The sequence below is a fragment of the Pantoea sp. AG702 genome, assembly GCF_003182295.1.
GTDB lineage: Bacteria > Pseudomonadota > Gammaproteobacteria > Enterobacterales > Enterobacteriaceae > Pantoea > Pantoea ananatis.
On record NZ_QGTU01000001.1, the window covers coordinates 550682 to 564350 of the forward strand.

General features: G+C 57.4%; 13 protein-coding genes. 7 read left to right on the plus strand and 6 right to left on the minus strand.

Going from position 1 to position 13669, the window contains the following annotated elements; translation table 11 throughout:
• Positions 1-46: 46 nt before the first annotated feature.
• Positions 47-1732 carry an alpha,alpha-trehalase TreA gene (treA, locus tag DFO57_RS02640; RefSeq protein WP_110015032.1) on the minus strand — a complete coding sequence of 562 codons (1686 nt, stop codon included), beginning with the start codon at positions 1730-1732 and terminating at the stop codon, positions 47-49.
• 210 nt (positions 1733-1942) lie between these two features.
• Between treA and ghrA the strand changes: the two genes are divergently transcribed.
• Genes ghrA through DFO57_RS02655 form a run of 3 tightly spaced genes read left to right on the plus strand, consistent with a single transcriptional unit; the run spans position 1943 to position 4256 of the window.
• Positions 1943-2884 carry a glyoxylate/hydroxypyruvate reductase GhrA gene (gene ghrA / locus DFO57_RS02645; RefSeq protein ID WP_110015033.1) on the plus strand — a complete coding sequence of 314 codons (942 nt, stop codon included), beginning with the start codon at positions 1943-1945 and terminating at the stop codon, positions 2882-2884.
• A gap of 37 nt (positions 2885-2921) precedes the next feature.
• Positions 2922-3659, plus strand: coding sequence for a phosphatase (locus DFO57_RS02650; RefSeq protein WP_014593478.1), 738 nt, complete (start codon positions 2922-2924; stop codon positions 3657-3659).
• Positions 3660-3686: 27 nt separating this feature from the next.
• A complete protein-coding gene (locus DFO57_RS02655) occupies positions 3687-4256 on the plus strand; it encodes a molecular chaperone (RefSeq protein WP_013025440.1) in 570 nt (189 codons plus the stop codon).
• Position 4257: 1 nt separating this feature from the next.
• Here DFO57_RS02655 and DFO57_RS02660 read toward each other — a convergent pair whose 3' ends face one another.
• Positions 4258-5619 (minus strand): CoA transferase, encoded by a 1362-nt coding sequence (locus DFO57_RS02660; protein WP_199226561.1) that lies wholly within the window; start codon positions 5617-5619, stop codon positions 4258-4260.
• Between the two features lie 47 nt (positions 5620-5666).
• Positions 5667-6551 (minus strand): DMT family transporter, encoded by an 885-nt coding sequence (locus DFO57_RS02665; RefSeq protein ID WP_014606084.1) that lies wholly within the window; start codon positions 6549-6551, stop codon positions 5667-5669.
• Between the two features lie 189 nt (positions 6552-6740).
• Between DFO57_RS02665 and DFO57_RS02670 the strand changes: the two genes are divergently transcribed.
• Complete coding sequence (locus DFO57_RS02670; protein ID WP_014593482.1) at positions 6741-7463, plus strand: glutamine amidotransferase; 723 nt, start codon at positions 6741-6743, stop codon at positions 7461-7463.
• Here the strand turns inward: DFO57_RS02670 and DFO57_RS02675 are convergent.
• Entirely contained in the window at positions 7451-8014 is a 564-nt protein-coding gene (locus DFO57_RS02675) for a class I SAM-dependent methyltransferase (RefSeq protein WP_019105667.1), read from the minus strand. The two genes, DFO57_RS02670 and DFO57_RS02675, sit on opposite strands and share 13 nt — an antisense overlap.
• Positions 8015-8249: 235 nt before the next feature.
• Here DFO57_RS02675 and DFO57_RS02680 point away from each other — a divergent pair, with 235 nt between their 5' ends.
• The 3 genes from DFO57_RS02680 (at position 8250) to DFO57_RS02690 (ending at position 11814) form a co-directional block, all read left to right on the plus strand.
• Positions 8250-9770 (plus strand): aldehyde dehydrogenase family protein, encoded by a 1521-nt coding sequence (locus tag DFO57_RS02680; RefSeq protein WP_110015035.1) that lies wholly within the window; start codon positions 8250-8252, stop codon positions 9768-9770.
• Between the two features lie 176 nt (positions 9771-9946).
• The gene (locus DFO57_RS02685; protein WP_014606081.1) at positions 9947-10138 is read left to right on the plus strand and encodes a hypothetical protein; all 192 of its coding nucleotides are present in this window, start codon (positions 9947-9949) and stop codon (positions 10136-10138) included.
• A gap of 467 nt (positions 10139-10605) precedes the next feature.
• Positions 10606-11814 carry a cupin domain-containing protein gene (locus DFO57_RS02690; protein ID WP_110015036.1) on the plus strand — a complete coding sequence of 403 codons (1209 nt, stop codon included), beginning with the start codon at positions 10606-10608 and terminating at the stop codon, positions 11812-11814.
• 135 nt (positions 11815-11949) lie between these two features.
• On the opposite strand, the gene DFO57_RS02695 is transcribed toward DFO57_RS02690, so the two are convergent.
• Both DFO57_RS02695 and DFO57_RS02700 read right to left on the minus strand, forming a co-directional pair.
• On the minus strand, positions 11950-12639 hold the full coding sequence (locus DFO57_RS02695) for a DUF4440 domain-containing protein (RefSeq protein WP_072136658.1): 690 nt from the start codon (positions 12637-12639) through the stop codon (positions 11950-11952).
• A 57-nt stretch (positions 12640-12696) separates the two neighbouring features.
• Positions 12697-13659: an alpha/beta hydrolase gene (locus DFO57_RS02700; protein ID WP_110015037.1), complete on the minus strand. Its 963-nt coding sequence runs from the start codon at positions 13657-13659 to the stop codon at positions 12697-12699.
• Positions 13660-13669: the final 10 nt, after the last annotated feature.

The window sequence follows — 13669 nt, forward strand, 5'->3', positions numbered from 1 at the left end:
CCGCAGGTGACTGCGGGCCCTTTTTATATTGGCAATGACCTTGCCGTTATTGTGCGCTGCTCTGCGCCTCGGGAATATCGTGCGCGCTGTTACAGGTTTTCTCTTTCGGGCAATATTTATCCAGCAGCTTCAGCGTCACGCCGTTGGTCCAGCCGAAGCCATCCTGCAGCGGGTATTCACCGCCGCCGCCGCCGCCCAGGTTCGCACCTTCCACCACATATTTTTCGACCAGCTTATGCTCCTTGTCGTAGGTCAGCTGTACGTTACGCAGGAAACGTAAGCCCACCTGCTGAGCCAGTTGAGGTTTCTTGTAGTGCTCCAGGCCTTCTACCGCGACCCACTGCAGCGGTGCCCAGCCGTTAGGCGCGTCCCACTGTTGACCATTGTTCACCGTCGTGGTCACCAGGCCGCCCGGTTTGAGCAGCTGTTTTTCCACCGCGCTGGCGGTGCTGTCAGCCTGTTTGTCGCTGGCAATCTGCATATAGAGCGGAAACAGCGTGGCAGCGGTGAGCTGCGGATGGATCTGGCGTTTCTTCCAGTCATAGTCCGCGTACCAGCCCTGCTTGCTGTCCCACAGGTAACGGTTAACCGCCGCCTGACGTTTTTCTGCCCGGTCTGCAAAGGCCTTTGCCCGATCGTCCTGTTTGTTCAGGCGATAGGCGGTAGACAGGGTTTTTTCCAGGTGGAACATCAGGCTGTTCAGATCCACCGGGGCCAGTTGGGTGGTACGGATGGTGGCCAGGTTATGAGCGTCGGTGAACCAGCGCGAACTGAAGTCCCAGCCCGAGGCGGCTCCGGCACGCAGCTCGCGGTACATCTCGGCCTTGTTGCGCTGCGGCGCTTTACTGGCCGTCGTAATATCATCCATCCAGGATTCTGAACGCGGCACGTCGCGCGCATCCCAGTAGCGATTCAGCAACGTACCGTCGGCCAGCTTGATCACCCGTTTGCTGGCACTGCCCGCTGCGACGCTGTCGCTGTCTGCCATCCAGTAGTCGTATTCTTTTTGCAGCTGCGGCAGATAGCGGGTATAGGCTTTGTCGCCTTCATGGGTTGCCAGCAGATCGACCATCAGGCTAAAGAACGGCGGCTGTGACCGGCTCAGGTAGTAGGTGCGGTTACCATTAGGAATGTGGCCGTAGCGATCCAGCAGGGAAGCAAAGTTATCAACCATGTCCTGGACTTTGTCCCAATGGCCGCTCTCTGCCAGCCCCAACATGGTGAAATAGCTGTCCCAGTAATAAACCTCACGGAAACGTCCGCCCGGCACGACATAAGGCTTAGGCAGCGGCAGCAGCGAGTCGTATTTTCCCACACTGTTGGTGGTGCGGGTTAACACCGGCCACAGGCCGTTAATATGGTCGCGCAGATTCTGGCCTGCAGGCGGCACATATTTATCGCCGTCGCCAGGCAGGGTAAAATTCGCTGCAACAAACCGTTTTAAATCAAAGCCGCGCTGATTTTTTTGCATCTGCCAGTCGGCAAGAATTGACGAAGGATCGTACTTTGGTACTGCATCGGCAAACGTTTTTTGATCGGGGTAAAATTTCGCCTGTTGAACGGCATTAAACAATGGCCTTAAGCGGACATCCGGCGGCTGCGGTGGATTGTTCAGTAATCGGGATTCCTCTGCCGCCCAGCTGTTGGATACGCTGGCGCTCAGCAACAGGCTGAGCAGGATGGGCGCATGGCGTTGAGGCCGTTTTTTCGTTTTTACCTCAGTGTTCATCATCGGTGTTTCTCCTTGTCCGAAATGCGGCCCTGTGTAACGCATTGACCACCCAACAACTTTAGACCTTAACCACAATTTTCACCCTTAAGTGCGGCGGAAATGTGAAGCGGCATGAATTATTTATTTGCGGTATGTTAGAAAAAGGCATTTTTCAGGGCTTCGCTTGCCCTTGTGCACGTTTACCCGAGGCGGGAATAAAAGGAGAGCAGTATGGAGATTGTATGGTTTCATCCGTCGCAGAGCGCCACGGACTGGATACATGGCCTGCAGCAGCGTTTGCCCCAGGCCCGCGTGCGCGCGTGGGCACCGGGCGACAACGCGCCCGCAGACTATGCGCTGGTGCGTTCGCCACCGCCTGAAATGCTTCGTGGCCGCCACGCGTTAAAAGGCGTATTTGCACTGGGCGCAGGCGTGGATGAAATCCTGCGGCAGCTGGCGCAGCACCCTGATATGCTCACGGACAACGTTCCGCTCTATCGCCTGAAAGACACAGGCATGGCGCAGCAGATGCAGGAATATGCGCTGTGCCGCGTCCTGGGCTGGTTCCGACGCTTCGATGACTATCTCCAGCAGCAGCAGTCGGCCAAGTGGCAGCCGCTGCCTTCTTACCCGCGCGAAACCTTTCACCTCGGCATTTTAGGTGCAGGCGTACTCGGGCAGCAGGTCGCCGAAACGCTTAAGGCGCGGGGATTTCCGGTGCGCGTCTGGAGCCGTTCTCCGAAGCAGATTCCCGGCGTAACCAGCTTCGCTGGCGCGGCGGCGCTGAATGACTTCCTGCGCGAAACCCGGGTGCTGATTAACCTGCTGCCCAGCACGCCCGAAACGCGCAATCTGATTGATCATAAACTGTTGCAGCAGTTGCCGCAGGAGGCTTTTTTCCTTAACCTCGCCCGTGGCGATCAGGTCGTGGAAGCGGATTTACTCGCTGCCCTTGATCGCGGACAGTTGAAGGGGGCCGCGCTGGATGTGTTTCAGACTGAACCGCTGCCTGCCGATCATCCCTTATGGTTCCATCCGCGCGTAACAATTACCCCTCACAATGCGGCGGTCACCCTGAAAGAAGAGGCGATGGACTTTATTGCCCACGCTATCGGGCAGCTCGAAAGGGGTGAACATCCTCAGGGCCTCGTCGATCGTCAGCGCGGCTATTAATCACTGATGCCTTAACCGGCCTTTGCAGGAGCAGACAATGTATCCGGTAGATCTTCACATGCACACGGTTGCCAGTACCCACGCTTACAGCACGCTGCACGACTATGTGGCGCAGGCAAAACTGAACGGCCTCAAGCTGTTTGCTATCACCGATCACGGTCCGGACATGGCCGATGCACCGCATTACTGGCACTTCGTTAATATGCGCATCTGGCCACGGATCATTGATGGCGTGGCGATTCTGCGCGGTATCGAGGCCAATATTAAAAACCAGCAGGGCGAGATCGACTGCTCAGGGCCGATGCTGGAATCGCTGGATCTCATTGTGGCGGGCTTTCACGAAGCGGTTTATGCGCCGCGCGATCTTACACAGAATACCGAGGCGATGATTGCCGCCATGGCGGGCGGGCTGGTTCACATCATTAGCCATCCCGGCAACCCAAAATATCCCGTCGATATTCCCGCTATCACTGAAGCCGCCGCGCACTACGACGTGGCGCTGGAGCTGAATAACTCCTCCTTCACCCATTCCCGACCCGGCAGTGAACCCAACTGCCGGGCGATTGCGGAAGCGGTCGGCAAAGCGGGCGGGCGGCTGGCCTTCGGCTCCGATTCCCACACCGCTTTCACCCTCGGCAACTTCGAGCACTGCCTGCGGATTGCCAGAGAAGTGGATTTTCCCGAGGATCGCGTGTTAAATGTCACGCCGCGTCGCCTGCTCGATTTTCTGGAACTGCGTACCGGCAAACCTATCGCCGAGCTGGCTGACTTTTAATTTATCTCCTTCAAGGAATGTTGACGCATGAATGAGTTTTCCATTCTGTGCCGTATTATTGGCTCGCTGTTTAACCGCCATCCGCAGGATGCGCTGCTGGCCCCGCTGTTTACGCTGATTCGTGAAGGTAAACTGGCGGCACAGTGGCCGCTGGAGCAGGATGAGCTGTTAACGCGCCTGCAGCAAAACAGCGATCCGCAGGCGCTGGCAGCAGACTACGATGCGCTGTTTGTCGGCAGTGACTGCAAGGTATCGCCGTTTGCGTCACGCTGGCCGGAAGGAAAGCCGGAAGCTGATATTCGTGCCTTTTTGACCGCGCGCGGTATGCCGCTGGGCGAGGCGCCTGCCGACCATTTCGGTGGGCTGCTGCTGGCGGCATCCTGGCTGGAAGATCAGTCTGCGGCCGATGAAAGCGCCGCGCAGCTGGCGCTGTTTGACGTGTACCTGATGCCGTGGTGCGGCACGTTTCTCGGCAAAGTTGAAGCCCATGCCAACACGGCGTTTTATCGTACGCTGGCGGTGCTGAGTCGTGAGGCGATTCAGGCCATGTATGATGAGCTGGTGGAAAGCGCCAGCGAGCAGGGCGACGACGCCTGAATCACCAGTGCGCCGGATGCGTGCCGGGCGGGTTGCCGGGCGTGGCGCACTGTAATGTGGTGCCGGGCAGCCAGGCGGCGGATCGTAACCGGACGCCAATCCCCCATGGCGTAAGCTCAATGCAGGGCTGGTTGTCGCAGAGCCGTGGCGTAATGCCGGTCTGCTGTTCATTCAACCCATAACGGTGTTGCTCAAGCAACCAGGCGGTACGCGCCAGCGACAGCCGCGTCTGATTGCCGCAGCCGTGCTGCAGGCGCTGACGCAATCCTGCCAGAACCGCGGCGGCCATCAGGTAGCCAGTGGCATGATCCAGCGCCTGTACCGGAAGCGGTACCGGCGCATCATGCTGCTTCCATCGCATTCCCTGTTCGGCAATCCCGCAACTCATCTGCACCAGACTGTCGAAACCGCGCCGGTTGCGCCACGGTCCCTGCCAGCCCCAGGCATTTAAACTGACGTCGACCAGACCGGGGCTCAGGGCCTGCAGCGATGCCGCATCAAATCCCAGCTTTTCCAGTGCGTCGGCGCGGTAGCCGTGCACCATCACGTCGGCCTGTTTCAGTAACCAGATAAACTGGGCGCGGTCGGCTGGCTGTGTTAAATCCAGCACGGCACGGCGTTTGCCGCAGGCAAGCTCTTCATCCACACCGGGTTCCTGCCAGCCGGGCGGATCGATCCGTAAAACGTTTGCCCCCAGGCTGGCCAGAAAGCGCGTCGCCACCGGGCCTGCAATGATACGGGTCAGATCCAAAACCTTGATGCCAAGTAACGGACGCGCCGCGGGCAGCGCCCACGTGACTGCGGGGCCGTCGGCCAGGGTTTGTCGCGCGAAGAGCGGTTCATGTATGACGGCCATCCCCTGTGGATGCTGCTGCCATGCCTCGGCACTGCGCATCTCTGCCGCGCAGCCGCCTGCCTCAATCACCGCCTGTTCCAGCTCCGTGGCTTGCCACTGCGCCACTTCCCGTGCCAGTGCCGCGCGATCCGGGTGACGGCCAAGCACGCGTTCCATTGCCAGCCGATGGTGCGGAGCATTGGTGTGCAGGCGGATCCAGCCGCTGCGGCAGGCATAATCGCCGGCAAAGGGATCCCACAGCGCGGGCGCAGCGCGATTAAGCGGCATAAAACTGTGCTGAAACCAGCGTGAGGCCAGTCGGACGTTAACCTGCGGGCGGGCAGGACGATTAAGCAGGTCGGCCACGCCCTGCATCGCCAGACCCAGGCTGGTGGCCGCCAGTTCACTGACGGCATAGGCGGAGGAAAAGGTGGCGTGGTCGGTAAAAACAGGCAGCATTTGTGGCGCATGATTGCCGTGCAATCCCTGCCACATCTGCTGCCAAAGTGCGTTAGCCAGATGATTCATGCAACAGGCTCCTGATAAGGGCGATGCCTGAAGCATAGCATGTGCCCTTAACGGCGTCGCAGGCGAGGAAAGCGTGCGTGCATGCGCAGATTGCGCAGGTTAATCACCGCAATCGTCGTGCCCAGAATGACCAGCGAGGCGCCAATAATTTTGAAACTGTTCAGGCTGTCGCCCAGCACCACGATGCCCATTAAGACCGCCAGCACCGGCGTCAGCAGGGAATAGGGCATGATCAGATTGACGTTGTATTTCTTCAGTAGGGCATACCATAAGGTGTACGCCACCACGGAAGAGGCAATGGCACTGTAAAGAATGGCAAACCAGCCGCGCCAGCCAGCATGTTGCAGCGCATAGAGCTGATGAGACTCCAGCATCAAGCTGGCGGCCCCCACAATCGGCAGGGCCAGAAAGGCGATCCAGCCGGTCAGCGTCAGGGGTTTAATCGGCGGCGATTTTTTCACAATCAGGTTGCTGATCGCCCAGCCCGTGGCGCTGCACAGCAGGATACACAGTACCCACCAGGCAGGAATGGTGGGGCTACCAGACAGCACCACTACACCACTTAGCGAGATCATAATGCCGATCAGCTGAATCAACCGCAGCTTCTCTTTCAGCACCACCATCGCCAGCAGCATGGCAATCGGCGTACCCAACTGCACGACAATCGCGCCCGTTCCGGCATCGGTAAAACGCATACCGACGAACAGGAGAGAGAAGTGCATAAACCCAAATGTGAAGGCCAGCAGTAGCAACCAGGGAAACTGCTGGCGGTTAATGCGGCAAAACGGCACCAGCACAATCGCCACGACCGCAAAACGCATCCACGTAAGAAACAAAGGCGGTAACTCAACTAAACCCCATTTTACCGCCACGTTATTAAAGGCCCAGATAGAAACCACCATCAGAACCATAAAGAAATGCCGCACTGCCACAATGTTGTCCTTTAAAAATAAACCCGATACCTGATAATCATGGCACGAACCCACGACGTTCTGGCAATGATTAACATTTTTTATTTAGTTAAGCAGGAAATAAAGCTCAAAAAATTCATAAGACATTTACAACAGTTACTGTCAGACTGATATTCCGAAACGCCAACCCTTTTGAGGATTCGATTCGGTATGATTTCTGCGCCTGCATTGCCCCTTGCCTTGATTCAGTTAGATGTTCCCCCCGCCAACGTGGTCGAGAAAATCGGTGAACAACCGGTATGGTTTATTGATGCCCTGAATTTACAGCCTGATGATTACGTTATTGTCCGTCCTCATCTGGGCGAAACGCTGCCGCAGTTTACTGATATTTCCGGTGCGGTGTTAAGTGGTTCCTGGGCAATGGTGACCGATCATGCTGACTGGAGTGAACGCACGGCGGCCTGGATTCGGGCAGCGATGGAGGCGCGTCTGCCGCTGCTTGGCGTCTGCTACGGCCACCAGCTGATGGCTTATGCACTGGGGGGAAAAGTGGGTGACAACCCTAATGGCTGGGAACGCGGTCTGATGACGTTAACCACCACTTCCCAGGCCCGCCACGATCCGCTGCTGGCCACGTTGCCGGAAACCTTCGAGGCCTGGCTTTCGCATCGCCAGTCGGTGATGACGCCGCCCGCGCACGCCACCGTGCTGGCCGTTTCGGACATGGACGGCTGCCAGGTCTTGCGCTATTCAGCCTGTGCGCTGTCGGTGCAGTTTCACCCGGAGTTTGATCGCCGCATTATGGATGCATGCCTGCCAGAAAATGAGGAAAATGACGGGACGGAACTGCAGGGGGCGGACTGGGCGCGTAGCCTCTTATACCATTTCTGGTTGCAAACGCGCCCGGCGGTTAAAAGCGCTCAGGGCGCATAGTGACGGGTACAACGATAAACCCAGGCCGGCGGAACGTTTTTTAACACCCGCTGGCGCTCCCAGGTAAAATAACGAGACAGATCGGGCTGGGTGAGCGACGTGTACTGAAACTGCACAAAAACGCCGTTCGGCCCCAGGGCATGGTACACCGCCTGTAGGATGGCATCCCGTAGTTCCGGCGACAGCGACAGCAGCGGCAGGCCAGAGAAAATGGCATCATAGCTGCCGTTCAGGTACTCGGCCGAACAGGTCCGCACCGTCATTCGCTCGTCATTCAGCGCGCTTAACTTCTGCGCCAGCGCGCTGCTGATTTCAAATACGTCCAGCGTCGCGTTCGGTGCCATCTGCGCCAGCAGACGACGCGTCAGAACGCCATCGCCCGCGCCCAGTTCGGCAACCCGCAACTGACCGCTCCACGCCACCGAGTCAACCATGGTGCGACACAGCGCATCAGAGGAAGGAGTAATGCTGCCCATTTTGCGCGGATTACGGATGAACTGGTGGACGAAATCTGCTTTAGCGCGCATTAAGGTGAAAGCCGAAGCTAACATGCTGACATACCTCCAGAGTAAACATATCCCCATATTGACCCCATCGTGCCTAAAAGTTTCCAGATAACTGGCGAAGCGGCAAAAAGTCGGAATTATCTGTAGTGGGCCCAGCGGGGATTTTCCTTCGTCGCGGTCACAGTTTAAGGACAACAAACCTGTCAGGCTGGCGCTGATCTAATATGTTAAAAATAGGTTTCATAGTTGTTTCACATCTTACTGCGTAAGGAGATTCAACATGCGCTATGCTGCTCCAGGAGAATCCGGTTCTCTCATCACGCTGCAAAAGCACTATAGTAATTTCATCAATGGGGAGTTCGTTGCGCCGGTCAATGGCCACTACTTCACCAATACCTCGCCCGTTAATGGTTCAGATGCCGGGGCGTTTCCCCGCTCAGACAAGGCAGACGTCGATAACGCGGTCGCTGCCGCTGCCGCCGCGGCGGATGCCTGGGGAAAAACCTCGCCTCAGCAGCGCGCCCTGGTGCTGCTTAAAATCGCCGATCGGCTGGAAGAGAAGCTGGAATACCTGGCGGTAAATGAAACCTGGGACAACGGTAAACCGGTTCGTGAAACGCTGGCCGCCGATATGCCGCTGGCGGTGGATCACTTCCGCTATTTTGCCGGTTGTGTCAGGGCGCAGGAGGGCAGCGCGGCGGAGATCGACGAATTTACTGCCGCCTATCACTTTCATGAACCCCTGGGCGTGGTGGCGCAGATCATCCCGTGGAACTTTCCGCTGCTGATGGCGGCATGGAAGCTGGCGCCGGCCCTGGGGGCAGGGAACTGCGTGGTGCTCAAGCCCGCGGAGCAAACGCCGCTGTCGATTACCCTGTTTGTTGACCTGATTAAAGATCTGCTGCCGCCCGGCGTGGTCAACGTGGTCCACGGTTATGGTAAAGAAGCGGGTGAGGCGCTGGCCTCCCATCCGGGCATTGCCAAAGTGGCATTTACGGGATCGACGGTGACGGGCGGCCATATCCTGGAACTGGCGGCGAAAAGCTTGATTCCGTCTACGGTCGAACTGGGCGGGAAATCGCCGAACATCTTTTTCGAAGATATCATGCAGGCCGAAGAAAGCTTTATCGAAAAAGCGGCGGAAGGGGTTGTGCTTGGCTTCCTGAATCAGGGTGAAGTCTGTACCTGTCCGTCGCGGGCGCTGGTGCAGGAGTCCATTTACGAGCCCTTTATGGCGGCAGTGCTTAAACGCATTAAAACCATCAAGCGCGGCGATCCCATGGATACGGAAACGATGGTGGGCGCGCAGGCTTCTCAGCAGCAGTTCGATAAAATTCTTTCCTATCTGGAGATCGCCCGTCAGGAAGGGGCCGAGGTGCTGATCGGCGGCGGTGTTGAGACGCTTGATGATACGCTGGCCAGCGGCTACTACATTCAGCCGACGCTGCTGAAAGGCAACAACAGCATGCGGGTATTCCAGGAAGAGATCTTTGGCCCGGTGGTGGGCATCACCACCTTCAAGGATGAGGCAGAGGCCATCGCCATCGCCAACGACTCCATCTACGGCCTGGGCGCGGGCGTCTGGACGCGGGATATCAACCGGGCCTACCGCGTCGGGCGGGCAATCAAAGCCGGACGTGTCTGGACGAACTGCTATCACCTTTATCCCGCTCACGCGGCCTTCGGTGGCTATAAAAAATCAGGTATCGGTCGCGAGACGCACAAGATGATGCTTGATCACTATCAGCAGACGAAAAACCTTTTAGTGAGCTACAGCATCCAGCCGCTTGGCTTCTTCTGACCCTGTGCGGCGTGCCTTGCGCGCGCCGCTATTTTCCGTCTATTGGCTGTCATATAGGCGTAATCTGCTTGTGACAGGTTAGTTAACAGCTATTATCGATCTATCGCAGCGAACATGCCGAACCTGAGTTGACTGTATGACCTGCTTCACTATGGATAACGGAACAGAGACAAGTTATGCAAAATCCTTATGAATATCTGAGTCTGATGGATGATGTGCTTGATGGACCGGAAGAGAGCATCATCATTGTTAATTTGCCCGAACGCCACCGGGCTTACCCGTTTTGTCCGCTGCAGGCTGAAGGTGCCGCCGCCTCAGCCCGCGCGCCTCAGGCCGAAGCCAGTCCGGGTCAGCATAGGTTCTTCTAGCGGCATAACCCTGTCGTCTGGCCTGCTCAGTGTTTGCCGGCCGGGCGCACAGTGCGCATTAAGGCCTTTCCCTTCACAACCCCTGCCGTTTCACTCGCTCCGCGCCATGCCCCGAACGCTGCTGGCTGCGACGGAATTATCCTCATCAGAGCGGTTTGTTTCTGACTTGCAACAGACAACGCCTCAGCCTGAACCTGTAACGAAGTATGATCGGCATTGATATTGCCGTTACGCGTGAAAATGATCCTTTCGTGCCAGTTATGAGATTGAACCGATAAGAAAAGTTAACGCTTCCTCAATCAACGATAAAAAGGTAGCACGGGTTGATAATTTCCGTACCCACTCGGCCATGCGGATGTCATCAAAATTTACATATCCCATAAATAAAATTTAACTTAGCCCACTATAAATTTCTTATGACAGCGCATGTCGTCGAATTTATCAGCAAGGAACGAGGTATTTTATTAATGAGTAAATTAACCCGAAGAAGCTTTATGGCCTTTGCGGCAGGCGGCACGGTCGCTCTGGCGGCCGGGCAGGTTCACGCACATGACAGCATTCAGTCCTTTTCCGGCGCTGGCAGAGATCCCGGCCCGCACGATCCCATCCGCGAAGCGGAAAATCCTGACATCGTAAATCCTCCGCCTACCGACAGCGGCACTTTGCCAAACCTGCGCTTTTCCTTCAGCGACGCGCACGTGCGTAAAAGCAGCGGCGGATGGACCCGTCAGGTCACCCAACGTGAGCTCGGCGTCTCCACCACCATCGCGGGCGTGGATATGCGTCTCAATGCCGGTGGCATTCGCGAGCTGCACTGGCACAAAGAGGGCGAATGGGCCTATATGACCTATGGCAATGCCCGCGTCACGGCATTTGATTCCGATGGCACCTGGTTCGTGGACGATATTGGTGCGGGTGATCTATGGTATTTCCCGCCGGGCATTCCGCACTCTATTCAGGGACTGGGGCCGGACGGCTGCGAGTTTCTGCTGGCCTTTGATGACGGCGGATTCGATGAAGACAGCACCTTTCTGCTGTCCGACTGGTTCAAACACATCCCGCCCGAGATTCTGGCCAAAAATTTCAAGGTGCCGGTCTCAACCTTTGCCAAACTGCCCTCGCCTGAAGATGAATACATCTTCGCCGCGCCGGTGCCCGGCAGCCTCTCATCCGTAGCGGTGAAAGGGGCAGCTCAAGCCAAACGCACCTTTACGCACCACATGCTGGCGCAGGAACCGATCAAGGCGCCGGGCGGCACGGTCAGAATCACTGACTCTTCGACCTTTAAGGTTTCAAAGACCATCGCGGCCGCGCTGGTGGAGATCGAACCTGGTGGATTGCGCGAGCTGCACTGGCATCCGAACAACGACGAGTGGCAATACTACCTGGAAGGCGAAGGGCGCATGGGCGTGTTTGCGTCGTCAGGGCAGGCCAGAACCTTTGACTACCGGGCAGGGGACGTCGGCTATGTGCCGTTCGCGATGGGCCACTATGTTGAAAATACCGGTAAGGGGCCGCTGCGTTTCCTGGAGTTATTCAAAAGTGATTATTACGCTGATATTTCCCTGAATCAGTGGCTGGCCGGTACGCCGCGCGATTTGGTGAAAGAACATCTGCAGCTTGATGATGCCTTTATGGATGCGCTGTCGCTGCAGAAAAACCCTGTGGTGAAATAACGCTCATGGCCGCATGTCGGCCATGATTGTCACAGATTGTGGGTCTGTTTTACGGCTGCGTGGACAGCCCACGCTTTTTCCCCAAACCCCAAACCCCAAACCCCAAACCCCAAACCCCAAACCCCAAACCCCAAACTATGACCCGGCGGCTGCCGTGCTGCCCTGATGAAAAATCATCTGCCAGCCATGCGCTGCGGATAAAACCCAGTGGGACGAACGTAATGCGGCACGGCTGCCGTCTGGCTGCGCGGTGCGGTAAAGCAAAATGGCATGCTGGGTTCCGACCTCCATTAGTTGAAAGTCGCTGCTGATAATGGCCTGCGCGTTCTCTTCATTCATTAGCGCCGCGATGATTTGCTCACGGTTCAGCAGCGTGCCTGAAAGGGTGATCTCTTTAAATTCGGGATGCAGTCTCTGGTCAAGCCACGCTAAATCGTGGCGCTTTTCATGATGCAGGCTGCATTCCAGCACCGTCAGGGCCGCCAGCAATGCGAGGTGAAGCGCACGCTCATCCTGACGCGGCGCGGAGTGATGAATCACCTCAACCTGTGAATCGAGCTGAATCGCAGGATAATGTTCCTGCATTCCGGCCAGCAAGACCGCATCGGGCCATTCATCACCTTTGCCCAGATAGCGCGCGACGGATGACAGCGGCATGGTCACCACCTGCGCTACATCAACGATCACCCAGGTCGCAGGATCCTCGTTACTGACATAGCAAAGTGGGCCCGGCGTAATCTTCTGTTCCTGCCAGCGAATCGTATGGCGTTTTTCCCCCGCCCGCAGCGCTGTCATCAGGCGGGGTACAATGTTGAGCATTTGCATCACGTAGCTCCGTGCGTTAGCGGCGTTGCTCAACCCTGGCAGGATATGCGTCGCCCATCAACCTGCCGGGCAGGGATTAAAGCGCGACAGCCAGCACTGACGCAGTTCCCTGGCCTGCAGCGAAACGGCGGCCGTGTCGCTGGCATGGAAGCCATGAAAGGCGCCGGGCCAGACGTGCAGCTCGACGGCAACGCCGGCACGGATCAGCCGTTGTGCATAATCGAGGTTCTCATCCAGAAACAGGTCCAGCGTGCCGACGCCGATCCAGACAGGGGGAAGCCCGGCAAGGTTGCTGGCGCGTGCCGGTGCGGCATAAGGCGAGATCGTTTCGCTGCCGGGTTCCTCGCCCAGCAGGGCGGTCCAGCCAATACGATTGTATTCTCGCGTCCAGACAAACTCGCCGGTCACGGGATTGGGATGTGTTTCCGTCACCGTGCGGTCGTCCAGCATCGGGAACATCAGATTCTGGAAGGCCAGTTTGGGGCCATTGCGATCCCTTGCCAGCAGCGCCAGCGAGGCGGCCAGCCCGCCACCGGCGCTGTCGCCCATTAAGCCGATATGTGCCGGATCGATGCCCAGCCTGTCGGCCTGGCTTACCATCCAGTTCAGCACCGCATAGCCGTCCTCCAGCGATCCGGGAAACACCGTTTCCGGGGCCAGGCGATAGTCCACCGAGACCACCACGCAGTTCTGGCGCAGCGCCGTGGCACTGGTCAGTGAAAGCGACTGCTCCGGGCTGCCGAACAGGTGACCGCCGCCATGAATGTGCAAAATGCCCATGCGCTTTTCGGCGGCGGTTACGGGCGTTATCACACAGACTCTGACGGGGGGACGATCGGGAAAATTAATCTGCTGCTCATGGATGTGAAGCCCAAGGTCGCGATAAGACTGAACCTGCTTAACGGCAGCATCCTGACGCTGTTGGCGCAGTGCCACAATCGTTTCAGGCGTGAGTGCCAGCGGCGCGCTGTTTGCGAGAATGGGAAGTAACTCGGGATCGACTAAATGCAGCGTGTTCAAATCATTCCTC

Coding starts and splice junctions, on each gene's coding strand:
- DFO57_RS02670 (WP_014593482.1), top strand. CDS start 6,741: ATGATTTCTGCGCCTGCATTGCCCCTTGCCTTGATTCAGTTAGATGTT.
- DFO57_RS02690 (WP_110015036.1), top strand. CDS start 10,606: ATGAGTAAATTAACCCGAAGAAGCTTTATGGCCTTTGCGGCAGGCGGC.
- DFO57_RS02675 (WP_019105667.1), bottom strand. CDS start 8,014: ATGTTAGCTTCGGCTTTCACCTTAATGCGCGCTAAAGCAGATTTCGTC.
- DFO57_RS02685 (WP_014606081.1), top strand. CDS start 9,947: ATGCAAAATCCTTATGAATATCTGAGTCTGATGGATGATGTGCTTGAT.
- DFO57_RS02680 (WP_110015035.1), top strand. CDS start 8,250: ATGCGCTATGCTGCTCCAGGAGAATCCGGTTCTCTCATCACGCTGCAA.
- DFO57_RS02695 (WP_072136658.1), bottom strand. CDS start 12,639: ATGCAAATGCTCAACATTGTACCCCGCCTGATGACAGCGCTGCGGGCG.
- ghrA (WP_110015033.1), top strand. CDS start 1,943: ATGGAGATTGTATGGTTTCATCCGTCGCAGAGCGCCACGGACTGGATA.
- treA (WP_110015032.1), bottom strand. CDS start 1,732: ATGATGAACACTGAGGTAAAAACGAAAAAACGGCCTCAACGCCATGCG.
- DFO57_RS02660 (WP_199226561.1), bottom strand. CDS start 5,619: ATGAATCATCTGGCTAACGCACTTTGGCAGCAGATGTGGCAGGGATTG.
- DFO57_RS02650 (WP_014593478.1), top strand. CDS start 2,922: ATGTATCCGGTAGATCTTCACATGCACACGGTTGCCAGTACCCACGCT.
- DFO57_RS02655 (WP_013025440.1), top strand. CDS start 3,687: ATGAATGAGTTTTCCATTCTGTGCCGTATTATTGGCTCGCTGTTTAAC.